This is a genomic window from Acinetobacter pengchengensis, assembly GCF_982235305.1.
In genome coordinates this window covers 517,426-534,412 of sequence record NZ_CEVATJ010000001.1, presented here as the reverse complement: position 1 = coordinate 534,412, position 16,987 = coordinate 517,426, and the positions used below count along the sequence as shown (strand labels likewise).

Sequence of the window (16,987 nt, the reverse complement as noted above, 5' to 3'; positions counted from 1 at the left end):
TTAGCCGTTAGGGTTCAATGTCAATTCAAAAGGCTGCTCAGCACGAATTGGATAAGCCACGCCATTTTCTTTGTACGGTTTGAATTTTGCACTACGCACTGCGCGTAAAATCTTTTGATCTAAAGCAGGTATATCACTAGAACGCGTAATTTGTGCATCGGTAATTACGCCTTTTTCATTGGCCTCAATCCGAACCACCACGTTACGGGTTTCTCCCTGTAAATCACGGTTACTATAAGTTGGTTTTGGTGAACGACTCCATTGCACGCCTGAGCCGCCAATCGACACTGTTTTTGGAGCAGAAGGTGCGACAGGAGCAGGTGCAACAGGTGTAACTGTCGGTTTCGGTGCAGGCTGTACCACTTTAGATTCAGTCACCGTTGCTACAGGTGCAGGTTGCACCACACGTTCGACTGGTTTTTCTACGGGCTTCGCCACGGGTTTAGGGGCTTCTGCTTTTTTAACTTGCTGTACTTTTTCTACTTTTTTCGGTGGCGGTGGCAACGGTTTTTCTACCATAGGCACTTCTTTTACAGGCTGTGGCTTATTTTTTTCAGGTTGTGGTTCAGCTTTTGGCTGTGGCGGTAACGGTTTAGGCTGTTCTTGAATTTTTACAAAGCGGACTTTTAAAGGTTCTTTTTCTATTGGCTTTAAGCTTGGGGTTTGCATCTGCCCCAATGCCCACAATATACCTACGTGTCCCAATGCAACCACGGCTAAAGCTGTTACAACATTCTTTTTCATAGTGTGGGACATATGCATCATAGCGTTGGGAGATTGGTTCATTAAAGTCAGCGACCGTGGGAAGCAATTGCCAAACCATCACAGCTTATACGATCAAACTGATCGGTTAGAACAATTAAAGTAACGCAATAATAAATGAGAAGTGTTTTCATTTGCAACTACTTTTTTAATGACAACCGTGAATCATCCATTAAATTTACGATTAAGAAACAGTTAAAATAAATGTTATAACATTACAATTATAGCATAAAAAAACATGCCCTGACGGCATGTTTTAGTTTTACATATCTTTTAAATTATTGAAATACAACAGTTTTATTGCCATCTACAATTATACGGTCTTCCAAATGCCATTTAACTGCACGTGCCAGTACATTACGTTCCACATCCTGCCCTAATTCACGCAGTTGATCTACTGTAAAGTCGTGGTTTACACGTTCAACATCTTGTTCAATAATCGGACCCTGATCTAGGTCTGCCGTTACATAGTGCGCAGTTGCACCAATCAGTTTTACGCCTTTTTCATAAGCTTGTTTATATGGGTTTGCGCCCACGAAAGCAGGCAGGAATGAATGGTGAATATTGATCACTTTCATTTCCCATTTAGATACAAACTCTTCATCTAGAATTTGCATATAACGCGCCAGTACCAATAAATCATTGCCTTGCATCAATTCATCAATTTTAGCGTAAGCTTCACGTTTATTCTCTTTATTTACAGGCACTACTTCAAACGGAATACCAAAGTTTTCTACCGCTTCACGCAAGGTGTCATGATTGGACACTACTTTGGTAATTTCGCATGGTAAACCACCACGTGCATGACGCCATAACAGCTCAAGCAAAGCATGATCAACTTTAGACACCAAAATGCCAACTTTTTTCACATCGCTGACCAAAGCCAAACGCCATTGCATTTCGTAACGCTCTGCCACGTTGGAAGCAAAGGTTTGCAATAAGCTTTCTTTACGACTTTGCAAGTGATCCAGTTCAAACTCAACCCGCATGAAATAACGCCCGCCCTGAGCTTCTGTTGCATATTGATCAAGCGCGGTAATGTTGGCTCCTTGATGATACAAAAAGCTCGATACAGCCTGCACAATACCAGGCTTATCTTCACAGGTAATCAGCAAACGTGCAGTATTCGCAGTCGTCATATTCATGTTGTTTTTAGTCACTACTTGGTTAAATTGAAAAACAAGCCGAGTATTCTAGCGCGTTTCTCAGACATTCTAAATAGCTATTCTCAGTCGCTTAGTCGGCTTGAGTATTTTTACTGGATGATAAACTCTCAAACAGTTCAGATGTACCTAACGTTTCTAGTAAACGCTCATAAGTTGCACGACTTTCACCACGTAAATACGCCCCTTCAAGGAACAACATTTGACGCAAAGCTTGCCAAATCCATTTTTCTTCCAAATGGTTTGAATCGGTAATGTGTCCCGACATATATAAGAAGTTAGTCCAGTTGGTCAGCACAATCCAAATATTGATAATCAAGGCTTCAATTTCGGACTCAGTCATTTGCATCAGACCCGCATCCACAAAAGCCTGATAAATTTTCTGTCCCTGCTGCATAACTTGTCCTGCAAAACGAGGATACATTTTGCGAAAATCTTCATTGGTTTCGACCAAATGATAGACATCACGATGCAAAAACCGATAGGCCCATAACTGACTGCTGAGCACCTGAAAATAACGAATTTTATCATTAGCATCCAAAGCACGGCTTTCAGGTAGGGCCAGCATTTCCAAGGTTTCCTGCTGATATTGTTCCATCAACTCTTTAATGATTTCGTTCTTATTGCGAAAATGGTAATACAAATTTCCTGGGCTCATACCCAATTCAGCCGCAATATGATTGGTTGTAACTGAACGCTCACCACGCTCGTTAAACAATTGCAAACTCAATTGCAAAATACGTTCTTTGGTTTTCAAGGTTTTGGTTTGAGACATCCTAAAAACAACCATTCTTTAAAATTTGAGGGGCATGTAAACATAAAGTCACTTGACTAATTAGAGTAAATACTCTAAAAACTAACTTATATTGCTTTTATTGAATGGTAACATGTCATGAACAGTCAAACAAAAACAACTTCAATGACCCTACATTCACCCGATTTACAACGTCTGGATGATATTTTGGCATTGCAGAAATATGCCTATCAGCGCAATCCTGTACCTAGTGCCAAAGAACGCATTGAACGCTTAGCTCGCTTAAAACGTGTGATTGTAAAATATCAGGATCAATTTGCTGAAGCCATTAACCGTGACTATGGCAACCGTGCCATTGCCGAAACCCAAATTGGCGAAGTACTTACCTGCTTGGAACATATCAAATATTACAGCAAAAACCTGACCGACTGGATGAAACCCTCTAAACGTCAGGTTGGAATCATTCACCAACCTGCAAAAGCTTGGGTACAGTATCAACCTTTAGGGGTGATTGGCATTATTGCACCGTGGAACTACCCTCTACTGTTGTCTTTAGGCCCTCTGATCTGTGCTTTGGCTGCGGGCAACCATGCCATGATCAAAATTTCCAGTGCTTCTGCGCATTTTGGCAAGGTCCTGGAAAATGCCATGAGTGAAGCGTTTCCGCAAGAATTGGTAGCGGTAATCAATGGCGGTGGCATTATTTCAGATGCGTTCTGTCATTTGCCTTTTGACAAAATTATTTTCACAGGCTCTACCCAAGTCGGCAAAACCGTGATGGCCGCTGCATCACAAAACCTCGTGCCTGTCATTTTAGAATTAGGTGGAAAATCCCCTGTTTTGGTGCATCCATCTAGCGATATGGTCGATGTTGCACAGCGTATTGCGGTAGGTAAACTTTGGAATGCAGGACAAACCTGTGTTGCACCCGACTATATGTTCTTGCCTAAAGGCAAAACTACCGAATTCATGGAACATTTCGAGCAATTTGTGACGGAAATGTATCCACATATCCGTGATAACCAAGACTACACTTCTATCATTAATGACAAACAATATCGTCGCTTACAGGGCTATTTAGAAGATGCACGTGAGCGCGGTGCAAATATTATTGAAATTAATCCACAAAGTGAAAATGTGGCTGCAACTCGCAAAATGGCACCAACGGTACTGACTAATGTCAGTCCAGACATGCAAATTATGCAAAATGAGATCTTTGGGCCAGTCCTGCCAATCTTAGAGTATGAACAAATTGATGATGTAATCGAGTTTATTAATAGCCGTCCGCGCCCTCTTGCTTTATACTATTTCGACTTTGATCAGGCGCGTGCCGACTATGTCGCACAGCGAACCCATTCAGGGCATTTCGGACTCAACACTGTATTGACCCACGTTGCACAAGATGACTTACCGTTTGGTGGTGTTGGTGCATCAGGTATGGGGAAATATCATGGTCCAGAAGGTTTTTTCAGCTTGTCACATGAACGGTCGGTAATGTCTAATCCAAAGCTATACAGCTTAAAGTTCATTCTCCCCCCATTTGATAAGCCGATTCATCGATTGATTTCGAAGACGCTTCTTCGTTAACTGATCAAGGCATGAGCTATCAAACAGGCTCATGCTGTTTTTGAAGAAAATCGCTTGTCTTTTAAGCGTATTTTTGATATAAAACGCCCCTTGAATGAATTCATCCGTTTATTTTTGACTGGCCATACAGATTTGCTGTTGGCTAAATCAATGGAGTTACACCATGTCTAAGGTTTGCCAAGTTACCGGCAAGCGTCCAGTCGTTGGTAACAACGTCTCACACGCCAACAACAAAACTAAGCGCCGGTTCGAGCCGAACCTGCACCACCACCGCTTCTGGTTAGAAAGCGAAAAACGTTTCGTACGTCTTCGTTTAACCACTAAAGGTATGCGTATTATCGACAAATTGGGCATTGAAAAGGTTGTTGCTGACCTACGTGCTCAAGGTCAAAAGATCTAAGTAAGGAGTCAGGACAATGCGTGATAAGATTCGCTTAGTTTCTACAGCTGGTACAGGTTATTTCTATACCACGACTAAAAACAAACGTACTATGCCGGAAAAAATGGAAATCAAAAAATTTGATCCAAAAATCCGTCAACACGTAGTTTTCAAAGAAGCTAAAATCAAATAATTTTAGCTTTTTTAAAAAACGACCTTATTTAGGTCGTTTTTTTTGCACTTTTTTTGCCTCACTTGTTAAAATTTCCTCGTTTTCTTTTTGGCACTGTTTGTGCTTGCTTACTTCAGTCTTATGACCGCACCCTCACCATGGCTTAGGAGTTTCTCGTGCCTCATGATGTAGAACTCATCATCTTACTTGCCGTTGGTTTTAGCTTAGCACTGGTATTTGGCTATATTGCTGCGCGCTTACGTCTTCCACCGCTTATGGGCTACCTGATTGCAGGTGTCATCATTAGTCCCAACACACCGGGCATTGTGGCAGATATTCATCTTGCCAACCAATTAGCAGAACTTGGAGTCATGTTCCTCATGTTCGGAGTCGGCATGCATTTCTCGCTAAATGATTTAATGCAGGTACGACGCATTGCTTTGCCTGGTGCAGTTTTGCAAATTGCCGTGGCCACCTTGCTGGGTGTAGGTGTGTCGATGATGTGGGGCTGGAGTTTTGGTTCTGCCTTAATTTTTGGCTTGAGTTTATCTTGTGCCAGTACCGTTGTGCTTTTAAAAGCATTGGGGGATCGTGGTCTGCTCGACTCCGTTAACGGTAAAATTGCCGTAGGCTGGTTGTTGGTTGAAGACTTGGTGATGGTCTTGGCATTGGTGCTTTTGCCTGCTACTGCCGTGTTACTGGGGGGGCAAGCCTTAGAAAGTACCAATGATGAAAATATTTGGCTAACACTCGGACTGACTTTACTGAAGGTTTCAGGCTTTATTGCCTTTATGCTGATTGTTGGTAAGCGCCTTGTGCCCTTCATTATGCAAATTGTGGCACGCTTAGGCTCGCGGGAACTGTTTACTCTAACAGTAGTCGCTGCTGCGGTATCAATTGCCTTCGGTGCTTATAAAATCTTTGGCGTGTCGATGGCACTCGGAGCCTTCTTTGCGGGGATGGTGGTCAAAGAATCCGACTTCAGTCATCGTGCCGAAGAAGAAACTCTACCCTTACGTGAAATTTTTTCCATCCTGTTTTTCGTTGCTGTAGGCATGCTGTTTGACCCTCGGATTCTAATTGAAGAACCACTGCACGTTTTAGCGGTCGTCGGCATCATCATGGTGGGTAAAACCATTGCAGCCATGGCATTGGTCTTGTTCTTCCGCTATCCACTCAATACAGCCTTGACCGTAGGTGCAAGCTTGGCACAAATAGGTGAGTTTTCCTTCATTTTGGCAACACTAGGCGTATCTTTACAACTGCTGTCACTAGAAGGTCAAAATCTGATTTTAGCAGGTGCACTCATTTCAATTACTCTCAATTCGTTTGTTTTTTCTGCAATTGAGCCTGTGCAAAACTGGATCCGGGAACGCTCTTATTTGGCACGCTTACTTGAACGTAGTAGCGATCCGCTGGCGATGTTGCCCGATGAAGTTTCTCAAGATTATTTACGAGATCAGGTGGTGATTGTTGGACATGGTGAAGTCGGACGTCGTATTACCCAAAATCTCATGGCTGAAAATATTAAAGTTGTGATTGCAGAAGAAAACCGTGAAATTGTCGAAGACCTACGTGAAAAAGGCATTGCTGCGGTCAGCGGGATTGCTACAGAAGCAGGTGTACTGATTCAGGCACATATTCAACATGCTCGACTGCTCGTTCTTTCTCCTATGGACATTCTGGATATTCATAAAATTGTGGATATTGCCAAAACCCTAAACCCTGAAATTCAGGTTTTGGTATGTGCAGAAAGCAAAGCCGAAGCGGAAGCAATTCGTAAAGACAATATTGGTGAAGTGTATTTCGCCAAAGAAGAAATGGCGAAAAATATGAGCAATTATATTTTAAATCAAATTGAAATTGCCCATCATCAACCACCGACGCATTGAAGGCAATTCATCTAAAACCCATAGACAAAATCACAAAAAGCGCACTGTTTAAGCTGCGCTTTTTTGTTGATGTATAGATTGGCTTTCACTGCATTCATGAGAAACCACCTATATTGTCTGTGATTTTACCCAAAGCAGATAGATAACCTGTTCATCAAAGATGAGTCCATCACTAAAAGACTATCTCGGATTAACTCATAAATTGTGGCTGTTCATCTACAATTTCGGCATGCCATTGATTGACCTGTTTTTCCAATAAGCCAAATAATGCCGCCTGAATCATGTGCTGTGCGACAACCGCTGTCTGATCACCCAATATGGCTTTGACTTCGTCATTGAACTGGATTTTGACCAATGGCTCTTTCTCAGAGCCTGCATTACGCAATGCCAACTCACCACCTTCAAGCTGAACCAGCTCTAAAATTGCTTCATGATTACCAAATAATTCTTTCAATTGCTCTATAGACATATATCCTCCATGCTCGACATGGTGGCAAAGGCGCTTGCTCTTTGCATCGTTCAGAATATCTATATCGGGCTGATCAGATTTTTTTCAAGGGCGTTTGGTCGGCTTAAAACTCCACCATTTCATTACGAAAACCATCAATCAACTGGGTTAAATCACGATGCCATTCGCGCAAAATTTTCGTGTCTGGTAGCCATGCTTGCGGAGATTGTGTGACTTTAATAATTAAATTAGATGACGTTTCCTGTTCAGGCTCTGGCGCACTCGGCTCAGGCGTGTACTGACATAAACGATACGCGCGTTTTAACTCTGCAATAAAGCCCGATTTGCTCAGTTGCTGCAAAATAGCTACTTCAGGGGAAATCTGTCCTTTGGCTGCCATCAATTCTTCAATTGATTTAAGGGTTGGATTATTGTCATTTAAACGATAATACCGTACTAATTCCTGCAAAAAAGCCAGCACGGCACCATTTAAATGAAACACCGCAGCTTCACGATGTGCCTGCGCTTGCTGTACATGCTCGGTTTGCTCTGCCTGCTGACATGAAAGACGGGCGAAATATAATTTCTGATTGGTACGATCCGCATGAAAACGAGCAACACGGGACATGAGTATTTCCTCAATTTAGCGTTCTAAGAAGCTTAGATTAAACCGATTTTCCTACAACGCCCAATAAAAAATACACTATTTTTACTGCGATAAAATTGCGCACCAAAGCGGTGCCCACCCGTCATTTTCTACTAAAGATCACGCATAAAAAAGGAGCAATTTTTGCTCCCTTTGAACTATTTTGATGCAGGTTTATCTTCTGCTGCTTTAACACGTATTCCATGTCCATGCAGACGCAAAGTGTTTAGCGCTTTAATGGCTTTTACTGCCTCACGTGCATGTGGCATTTCTACAAATGCAAAACCTTTGGATTTTCCTGTTGCAGCATCCAACACCAAATTACAAGACTCTACTGTGCCGTATTCCTGAAAAAGTTTTAACAATTCTTCTTCAGTGACCGTACGCTCTAGACTACGAACTAAAATTTTCATCTTACAACCTTAAAATAGGCAAAAAACATCAAAAAGCACTCGCCTACTCTACTTTTTGCAGGAAACCATGTGGCATAGTTTAATCGAGATCAATTCCAAAATCTAAATTAATCGCTTGGCGTTCTACCAAGGCACTTTTCACAGTTTGCTGTCGGGTATGGTGATGAGTTTCCATCGTACACAATTGTCGTGTCAGATCATTCAAAAAATAGCTGTCCAGTTTGCGTCCTTGTTCATCTACCGTATCACGCGCCCATAAATTAAAATTTTGCTTGGTTAAAATCAGTTCATTTTGGGCACGGGTTAAAGCCACATACAACACTCGACGTTCTTCTTCAATATCATCAAAACTGCCCTGCGCCCGCGCATGTGGATACTGTCCTGCGGTCACATTCGCCACATAACAGACTTTTTGCTCAGTCCCTTTGGCAGAATGGATGGTGATCAAAGTGACCACATCTGTATCAGACTGACGTTCTATTTCAGAAATAGACACAGGATCGAGCACGTATTCTTCTAAAAACTCACTTAACTGTGCATGCTTGCCCGCCAATTGTTGCACCAACTGAAAATCACTCTGACGACGGTTCCAATCTTTTTTATAGTTCTCTGCCAATTGTTCCTGAATCGCTTCTATGCCTAAACCGACACAAGCCGCAACTTCATGTCGTAACACATCCATTTGTTTCATAATTAATAACATTTTTTCTGGCAAGCGTCCAAATTTTTCCAGCTTTTCAATCACCTTATCCATTGTAGGTTCAAGTAACAATTGCTGCGCCAACTTACTCGCACCGACATCACCCACACCATTCCATAAAGTTAAAAAACGCATCCAGGCAATATCATCTAAAGGATTGGCAATGACCCGCAATAAACTGAGTAAGTCTTTGACATGCGCGGTTTCCAATAACTTCATGCCGCCAATAAAACGATACGGCACACTTGCCGCAATACATGCCGCTTCAATATGCCGTGCGGCAAAACTCGAGCGTACCAACACCATGTGATCTGACCACGGCGCACCTTCCAAGAAATGTCGCTCTTTAATATCAATGGCAATCCATTTGGCTTCGTCAAACTCATTCGGGAAAATATGCATTTTGGGCTTGATGCCATCGCCACGATACGCCTGCAAATGCTTGTTATAGCGAATTTCACTTTGACCTAGCAGCCAGTTTGATAGGTCTAAAATTTCCTGCGTAGATCGGTAATTTTGCTCTAATTTAAAAATTTGAGCATTGGGTACACGTTCAGTAAAATGATGAATATTTTCAAAATCTGCACCGCGAAAACCATAAATCGATTGTGCATCATCACCCACACAAAACAGACTGACCCGATCTTTTAATGGTTCAAGCAAAGCCCATTGCAAAGGATTGGTGTCCTGCATTTCATCGACCAAAAGATGCTGACATATTGACGCGACATAATCGACTAGTCCTTCAGACTGCGCCAATGCCGATGCCACCACAGCCAAAATATCGTCATAATCGAGAAAGCCACGTGCACGTTTGCGGCTTTCATATTCCTGCATAATTTCAGCAATTTGATCTTTAAACGCCAAATATTCAGGCTGTTGTTTTTCTAAAGCCACACTCAGTTTTTGACGTGTATTCCGCGCAAAAGAATATAAATCACATAATTCTTGAGGCTTGGGCAACTGACTTGGATTTTTCTTATCATCTTTTCCGCGAATGAGGCGGAACATCATCAACTGATCATCACGATCAATAATTGAAAACTGCTCTAAGCCAAAAGCTTTAGGAATACGTCGTAACAAGTACATACAAAAAGTATGAAAGGTCGAAGCGCGTAAGCCTTTGGCTTGCTCGCCCAAAGCTAACTCCACTCGTGCGACAATTTCACTCGCCGCACGACGAGTAAAGGTCAAAATTTGAATTTGATTGGCTGGAATCCCTTGATCTATCAAGTACGCTGCACGTGCCACAATGGTTTTAGTTTTGCCACAGCCTGCACCAGCCAAGACCAGACTATGTTGATGTGCTGTCGTGGCTGCTTGTTTTTGCTGAGGATTCAATTCATCAATTAGGCTGGCTAAACTCATAGTGACTCATCGTACAGGGTGGATGAATAGTTTAACAGATCGGTTTAGGAATAAACCCATGAATATAAATAGCTCGGTTCATGCCTAAACACATACTTTTACACAATCTTTATTGTAGAGATGTGGATAAGTACATGCTTATCCACATTATTTCCAGCCCAACTCTATGGCGGTGATTTCGTTAATACGTGTCTGTTGAAGCGATTCAGGCATTGTAGTTTTGCTTTGTGAAAGTGGCACATAACCCGCCATTAGTTCAGCCTCTCGTTGTGGATATAACGGTTGCTGATTTGGGTCTGCATAACCAATCGGATAAATCGGCTGACCTGTGCTCAAATCATATTTATCTGTGGCACCAAAGGTATGCAGTAATTCATGCACCATCACCACCGTATTACGCTCACTGTGTGCAGCGGAAGCAAATAAATTCACCGAGCCAATTTTGCCTTTTTGTAAAGCGGTGGAATGCTTCAAAATTTGAGTTTGACTCGGATCATAATAATTTAGGTATAGCGTCACTGTTGCCGGACCATCACTACCTTGTCGTTGCTGCCAAGCGTAAAAACGGAACTTTAAACTCCAAAGTACGGTGCTAAGTAGCGATGCCTGCTCAGGCACTTTCGGTGGCAACTGCTTTAATTCTCGCCCCTGTTTGAAATAGAGCGCAATAGGTTGCCCACGATACTGTAAAGAAGCTTGTTTTAAATAGTCCTGAGCAGAACTTAAATTATTGATATTTAATGTATTTATATGGTTTTGGGTGTTTGATCGTCCATCGGCATTAATTGGATGTAACAATACGATAATGGGCTTATTCCAGTCTTGGTTCTGATCACGCCAAGCATTGACTGCAACGACCAGTAAAACCAGCAATAAGCTTAAAATTCGGATTTTTTTCCACATATGTTAAATATCTTTAGGCAATCACTTTACCGAGTTTAATCTTATTATCTTTAAACTCGACCCAGCCACCCGCAATTGCTAAAACTGCTTCCTCAAGAGAAGAGAATCCGTAAGGAACAATATCAAGCTCTGGGTCTAAGCGCTTGATGGCATCTGCCACTGAAGCTATACTTACCCAGTTATTTGCATGTGATACCTGTTTCAAAGCTTCTTGCGTCAATTTGATAATGGTCTTAAAAGTTCTTTTTCTTACCAACAATTGACTTCTAACTTCTTTAATCTCAAATAATTCTAACGATTTAATTAAGCCTGAAAATTTAGCTCTTTTATAGTTTCTCGAATCAAAATCAGGCTTAACAACATTAATATATTGATGAACAACCAAGAGATTTGCCCAACCATGATCATCAGCTTTATCACGTATTGTTTTTAAAATTAGTGCAAGTACATCTTTATCGATTGTAATCTGACCTTGCGTCACCTGCTCATTTGTATTTTCTTTTAAATCTATAGTTTCACCATTGGTGAGGTTTTTCACATCAATAAAACGATCACAAGCGTTTACAAAAGATATTGGTGTTGTACCCTTACCAAAACCATGAACAAAAAGCCCTTTTTCTCTAATTTTCAAAGCAAGGGGCGTGAAGTCACTATCACTAGAAACTAAACAGAAACCATCAAATATTCCCGAATACAATAGCTCCATAGCGTCAATAACCATTGCAATATCAGTCGCATTTTTTGAAACCGTGTAAGCATATTGTTGTACAGGTGTCATGCCACATTTAAGTGATATTTCGTACCAGCCCTTTAGTGTTGGATTGCTCCAATCACCATAAACTCGTTTGACACTTGCTATACCTGATTTAGCTATCTCTTCTAATACAACCTCAACATTCACCATGGATGTATTATCAGCATCAATTAATACTGCTATTTTCTTTGGATTAAGATTCACAAAACCTCTCTGTTTTTTATTTTTCACATTTCAAATTATATGATTTAAAAAAATGCTGACCGAAGCCAGCATTTTCTATTTTGGATAATTAAGCCTCAACCCATTTACCATTTTGGTAAACCAATGACCATTTGGTTTGTTTGCCTTCAGGCGTTTCTGAACCAATATATTGCGCTTGATTCTTACGGCTGAATTTCACCAATGTTGGATTACCCTCTGGGTCTGCATCAGGTGCTTGCAAAATAAACTGATATTTCGGATCGAGCTGATCTGCCACCGTACGCAACTCTGCCACTTTCGGAGCACGGGTTTCGCGCACTTTCGGGAATTTGCTAGCTGCCAAGAATAAACCCGCAGCACCATCGCGCAGCACAAAGAAATCATCATGCTTCGTCGAGCGTAAATGTTCCATTTTAATTGGATCAACACGCGGTGGCGCAGGCTGACCATTCTTGAGTACTTTACGTGTGTTTTCACAACTGGTGCAGGCAAAATAAGGGCCAAAACGACCTGTTTTCAGCTGCATTTCGCCATCACACTTGTCACACGGAATGGTTGGGCCATCATAACCTTTAATTTTGAACTCGCCTTCTTCTAGCTCAAAACCTGCACAGTCTGGGTTATTCCCGCAAATGTGCAGTTTACGACCACCATCAATCACATAACTGTCCATGGCCGTTTCGCAAATTGGGCAGCGCTTTTTAGACATCAAATCCGCAGTTTCAGCGGCATCATCATCCGACAATGCTGCAAGCGATTCTACAGGTGTCAGGTTCAGTGTTCCCTTGCAACGTTCTTTCGGTGGCAAGTTATAGCCTGAACATCCCAAAAATACCCCAGTTGTACCTGTACGAATCTGCATTGGGCGTGAACATTCTTTACAATGTACTGCATCAACTTCTACAGGTAAATTACGGCGCATGCCTTGTTCACCCTGAGCATTGGTCAAACGCTGTTTGAAGTCACCGTAAAAACTGTTGAGCAAATCTTTCCAGTCACGTTCACCATCTGCAACCTTATCTAGCTGACCTTCCAAGTCTGCTGTAAAGTCGTAGTTCATCAGGTTATTAAAACTTTCATCTAAACGGTCTGTAACAATCTCACCCATTTTTTCGGCAAAAAGACGACGGTTTTCTAGTTTGACATAACCACGGTCTTGAATGGTCGAAATAATCGCAGCATAGGTCGATGGACGTCCAATGCCTTTTTTCTCAAGCTCTTTAACTAAAGAAGCTTCAGTAAAACGCGCAGGTGGTTTGGTAAAGTGTTGCGATGGAACAAGCTTTTCTAATTTAAGAATTTCACCGACTTTAACTGCAGGCAGTAACACATCATCATCCGATTTGTTTTGCCCACGCACTTTGGTGAAACCATCAAAAACCAGCGTACGACCTTTGGCTTTTAACTCGACACCGTTGGCATCCACTAAAATGGTCGATGATAAATATTCGGCTGGTGTCATTTGGCAAGCCACGAACTGACGCCAAATCAAATCATACAAACGCTGTGCATCGCGTTCTACACCCACTAAACTGTCGCCTTTAAGCGCAACATTAGATGGACGAATCGCTTCGTGCGCTTCTTGTGCGCCTGCTTTATTGCCATAACGATTTGGTTTAGCAGGCAGATATTTTTGACCAAACTCCACTTCAATATGCGTACGCACCATATTGACCGCGTCATCACTCAGAAAGGTCGAGTCAGTACGCATATAGGTGATAAAACCCGCTTCATACAAACGCTGCGCCAACATCATGGTTTTTTTGACTGAAAAACCAAGACGAGTACTCGCTGCCTGTTGAAGTGTTGACGTGATATACGGCGCACTTGGGTTGACCTTGGTCGGCTTATCTTCACGTGCAGATACGGTGTATTGCGCATCTTTAATCAAGTTCAGTAAAGCATCAGTTTCGGCTTTGTTGCGTAACTTGAGGGTTTTACCCGCTTGCTTAACTGCTTCTAGACGAATATTGTCTTTTGCTGCTTTAGTATCAGCAAAGACTTGCCAGTATTCTTCAGGTACAAAGGCGCGAATTTCACGTTCACGTTCTACTACTAGCTTAACTGCAACTGACTGCACCCGTCCTGCCGATAAACCACGGGCAATTTTTTCCCAAAGCAGTGGCGAAATCATAAAACCCACCACACGGTCTAAGAAACGACGCGCCTGTTGGGCATTGACTTTGTTGGTATCTAAACGCGCAGGATGCTTAAAGGCTTCTTGAATAGCATTTTTGGTAATTTCGTTAAACACGACACGCTGATAACGTGATTCATCTCCACCAATGACTTCTTTTAAATGCCACGCAATCGCCTCACCTTCACGGTCCAAGTCCGTTGCGAGATAGACTTCATCGACCTGCGATGCCAGTTTTTTTAATTCCGCGACAACATTTTCTTTGCCTGGCAGCACTTCATAATGTGCTTTCCAGTCATGTTCAGGATCAACCCCCATACGGTTGACTAATGCTTGTTGAGCTTTTTCAGCTTTCTGAGCCTCGGTCAGTTTGGTTCGGGTGGTGGTTTTCTTTTCTGTGGTTTTTGCGCCGCCACTGGTTGGTAAATCACGCACGTGACCAACCGAAGACTTCACAATGTAGTCCGAACCAAGATATTTATTGATTGTTTTCGCTTTTGCAGGCGACTCCACAATCACTAAGGCACGTTTGTGACCAGCTTCAGATTTGGCTGCAGTGCTTTTGGATGTGGACCGAGGAGCGTTCGCCATAAGTAACCGTATTTCCTATTTAATGGTTTAAAATTAACGTTCAGCCAAGCTATGTAAAAAGGCTTTCATCTCATCTAATTGAGTTGCGCGAAGATCGGCTTCTTCATCCCAATAGATTCCTACACAGTTTGCCTGCATATCAATAGCATAAATGCCCTTTAATGCAATGGGTAAGCCCTGAAATTTCTCATCGCCATGCAGCACATTAAGCTTTTGATCTGTCACTAAAGCACGCATCAATGGTAAACGAGCATCGGCGATTAAGACGCTATAATACGCCACCATACTGGCACGTGATTCCGTTGCTTTCGGGATTTTGGTCCAGTCGGGTGCAACCACCAAACGTGGATGGAGTCCCATTTTTCGAGCTTTCTCGCGCATTAGTCCCAAAGCTTTTTCTCTTGGGCTTACACGCAGACCAAAAATAGAGCCCATCACAAATATGATGATGGCAACGGCAACCCAAATTCCAGTATTTTCCATAGTACAACCTTTCTATTCTTATATTAGAGTTGCATAAGCACAATATAAAACGCAAGATTAAAATAAGCTGTGATTTATTTATTTCAAGTATTTTAGTGCATCTGCCTATAAACAGCTTAAAATCGTCTTACGTGGAAAGGTATCATTTTCAAAACTTTAAATGGTTGATAAATGATGATTTAAATCAGTCGTATCGAAAAAAATATCTTGCAGATGGGTTTTAAATCGACTCATGCCATTAATCGAAAAAATTCTAAAACTTAGCTTAAAAACATTTCATGACTATAAAGCACTTCATGTCCATTCCAATAAATATAGCCTTTTTCAATCAGTTCTTTGAGTAATAAACGAATATCAGACTTTGGAAATAATCGTTCCAGCAAATCACGCAACTCATAAATATCTTTTGGTTTTTCACCTTTTAGCTCACGTAACTTTTTGGCGACTTCCCATTGCACAGGGTCAATTTGGCTAAAGTTTTTAAATAACGCATGCTGAGGATGCAAATCTTCAGCTTCAGTCTGCGCAACGCTTGTAGAAGTGACTGTCGTCTCTTGTACAGTTTCTACCGCGGCATTTAGGTCAAGTTGAACCCATTGTTTCAGCACTTTTTTACGAAAGCTAATTTGCTCATCCACCCGCTTTACAATTTTCAGACTTATCAACATGCCAACCACATGCTGCACTTTATCAACCTCAAGTTGCAAAATATTGGCAATCGAGTTTTTTAAAGCGTCTTGAGTCGTCGGTTTACCTGACATTTTTGCCAACGCATCACAGTACTTTTTCACCAACAGCAATTCAGGCTTACTGCGAATTGCCATTGGGCTTGGTAAACGATGTTTAATTTTCCCAGACTGCGCTTCAGGCTGAATATGAATCAGGTGACAGGCAATTTCAGAAGCCTGCAACATTTCAATTAAAATCTGAATACTATCAGCCGCAGAAATCACTTCAACGTGAGTTTCTGGGTCTAGCAATGCCATCAGTTGCCCCACCACCACCGCATACTCAAACTCTTTAAACTCTGCGCGCGGACTGTCTAAAATCATAAGCTGACCTGTACTGATCCAGCCAGCCAGCTCAGTTAAATCCTGCAAGTTATATTCAAATTTTCCTGCACAATTAAACAGATACACACTCGGATGATGCTCAATAATTTCTCGCAACAAAGTCGCGGTAGGCAGGTTGTTTTCAAGGTCAAGTAATACAACTTTAGAGGACATAAATTTTAGTAGACACAATAGGGTTTAAAAGATTTAGGCACAGCAGCCGAGCATTACAGCGGGAAGTACAGCAAAGGTCAAATTAAAATCAGCACTAAAACCAATACCGTTGATTAAGTGTTGTTGATTAATAGTGTGGCGGGCGATTGGTCACTGGGTCAAACGGTGCAATCCCATCCGACAAATCTGCCGAATCTACCCGCTGATATAACAACTGCATTTGTTTCTTTAAATCGGCAATTTCCAGACTTTGATGAACCACTTGTTCATTCAATTGCTCAACTAAATCGTCCAAAAATGCAATTCGCACTTGCAAATCTTCAATGGGTGCGGAAAATGACGCCTGATCATTTATACTTTGTTTAGTCATTTCAAATCCTCATTTGAGATTTTTTAGGAAACACT

Annotated in this window: 17 protein-coding genes and 1 pseudogene; 4 read left to right on the top strand and 14 right to left on the bottom strand. The window is 41.8% G+C overall.

From position 1 onward, the window contains the following. From AC0T5Z_RS02550 to AC0T5Z_RS02540, 3 genes are all read right to left on the bottom strand, one after another. Positions 1-786 (bottom strand): energy transducer TonB, encoded by a 786-nt coding sequence (locus tag AC0T5Z_RS02550; protein ID WP_435336675.1) that lies wholly within the window; start codon positions 784-786, stop codon positions 1-3. Positions 787-1,040: 254 nt separating this feature from the next. Next, positions 1,041-1,907 (bottom strand): formyltetrahydrofolate deformylase, encoded by an 867-nt coding sequence (gene purU, locus AC0T5Z_RS02545; RefSeq protein ID WP_026438081.1) that lies wholly within the window; start codon positions 1,905-1,907, stop codon positions 1,041-1,043. A 91-nt stretch (positions 1,908-1,998) separates the two neighbouring features. Continuing rightward, positions 1,999-2,700, bottom strand: coding sequence for a TetR/AcrR family transcriptional regulator (locus AC0T5Z_RS02540; protein WP_291334663.1), 702 nt, complete (start codon positions 2,698-2,700; stop codon positions 1,999-2,001). A gap of 117 nt (positions 2,701-2,817) precedes the next feature. Between AC0T5Z_RS02540 and AC0T5Z_RS02535 the strand changes: the two genes are divergently transcribed. From AC0T5Z_RS02535 to AC0T5Z_RS02520, 4 genes are all read left to right on the top strand, one after another. Next, complete coding sequence (locus tag AC0T5Z_RS02535) at positions 2,818-4,266, top strand: coniferyl aldehyde dehydrogenase (protein WP_291334661.1); 1,449 nt, start codon at positions 2,818-2,820, stop codon at positions 4,264-4,266. A gap of 163 nt (positions 4,267-4,429) precedes the next feature. Further along, positions 4,430-4,666: a 50S ribosomal protein L28 gene (rpmB, locus tag AC0T5Z_RS02530; RefSeq protein ID WP_000048256.1), complete on the top strand. Its 237-nt coding sequence runs from the start codon at positions 4,430-4,432 to the stop codon at positions 4,664-4,666. A gap of 16 nt (positions 4,667-4,682) precedes the next feature. After that, the gene (gene rpmG, locus AC0T5Z_RS02525; protein ID WP_004976146.1) at positions 4,683-4,838 is read left to right on the top strand and encodes a 50S ribosomal protein L33; all 156 of its coding nucleotides are present in this window, start codon (positions 4,683-4,685) and stop codon (positions 4,836-4,838) included. Between the two features lie 155 nt (positions 4,839-4,993). Continuing rightward, complete coding sequence (locus tag AC0T5Z_RS02520) at positions 4,994-6,709, top strand: cation:proton antiporter (protein WP_291334407.1); 1,716 nt, start codon at positions 4,994-4,996, stop codon at positions 6,707-6,709. A gap of 190 nt (positions 6,710-6,899) precedes the next feature. Here AC0T5Z_RS02520 and AC0T5Z_RS02515 read toward each other — a convergent pair whose 3' ends face one another. The 11 genes and pseudogenes from AC0T5Z_RS02515 to AC0T5Z_RS02465 form a co-directional block, all read right to left on the bottom strand. Continuing rightward, entirely contained in the window at positions 6,900-7,178 is a 279-nt protein-coding gene (locus AC0T5Z_RS02515; RefSeq protein WP_291334406.1) for a hypothetical protein, read from the bottom strand. A gap of 103 nt (positions 7,179-7,281) precedes the next feature. Further along, a complete protein-coding gene (locus tag AC0T5Z_RS02510; RefSeq protein WP_291334405.1) occupies positions 7,282-7,785 on the bottom strand; it encodes a DUF6586 family protein in 504 nt (167 codons plus the stop codon). A gap of 176 nt (positions 7,786-7,961) precedes the next feature. Next, positions 7,962-8,216 (bottom strand): RNA recognition motif domain-containing protein, encoded by a 255-nt coding sequence (locus AC0T5Z_RS02505; protein WP_004976139.1) that lies wholly within the window; start codon positions 8,214-8,216, stop codon positions 7,962-7,964. A gap of 79 nt (positions 8,217-8,295) precedes the next feature. Then, positions 8,296-10,284 carry an ATP-dependent helicase gene (locus AC0T5Z_RS02500; protein ID WP_435336676.1) on the bottom strand — a complete coding sequence of 663 codons (1,989 nt, stop codon included), beginning with the start codon at positions 10,282-10,284 and terminating at the stop codon, positions 8,296-8,298. 147 nt (positions 10,285-10,431) lie between these two features. Beyond that, complete coding sequence (locus AC0T5Z_RS02495; protein WP_435336677.1) at positions 10,432-11,187, bottom strand: hypothetical protein; 756 nt, start codon at positions 11,185-11,187, stop codon at positions 10,432-10,434. A gap of 13 nt (positions 11,188-11,200) precedes the next feature. Then, a complete protein-coding gene (locus AC0T5Z_RS02490; protein WP_349677183.1) occupies positions 11,201-11,407 on the bottom strand; it encodes an OST-HTH/LOTUS domain-containing protein in 207 nt (68 codons plus the stop codon). Positions 11,408-11,431: 24 nt separating this feature from the next. Further along, positions 11,432-12,145 (bottom strand): annotated as a pseudogene (locus tag AC0T5Z_RS02485) (NYN domain-containing protein); the annotation flags it as partial. 88 nt (positions 12,146-12,233) lie between these two features. After that, complete coding sequence (gene topA, locus AC0T5Z_RS02480) at positions 12,234-14,873, bottom strand: type I DNA topoisomerase (protein ID WP_291334402.1); 2,640 nt, start codon at positions 14,871-14,873, stop codon at positions 12,234-12,236. Positions 14,874-14,906: 33 nt separating this feature from the next. Then, on the bottom strand, positions 14,907-15,356 hold the full coding sequence (locus tag AC0T5Z_RS02475) for an ammonium transporter (RefSeq protein WP_435336678.1): 450 nt from the start codon (positions 15,354-15,356) through the stop codon (positions 14,907-14,909). 260 nt (positions 15,357-15,616) lie between these two features. Next, positions 15,617-16,582 carry a hypothetical protein gene (locus AC0T5Z_RS02470; RefSeq protein ID WP_435336679.1) on the bottom strand — a complete coding sequence of 322 codons (966 nt, stop codon included), beginning with the start codon at positions 16,580-16,582 and terminating at the stop codon, positions 15,617-15,619. A 127-nt stretch (positions 16,583-16,709) separates the two neighbouring features. Then, positions 16,710-16,952, bottom strand: coding sequence for a SlyX family protein (locus tag AC0T5Z_RS02465; protein WP_291334400.1), 243 nt, complete (start codon positions 16,950-16,952; stop codon positions 16,710-16,712). Between the last annotated feature and the right edge of the window lie 35 nt (positions 16,953-16,987).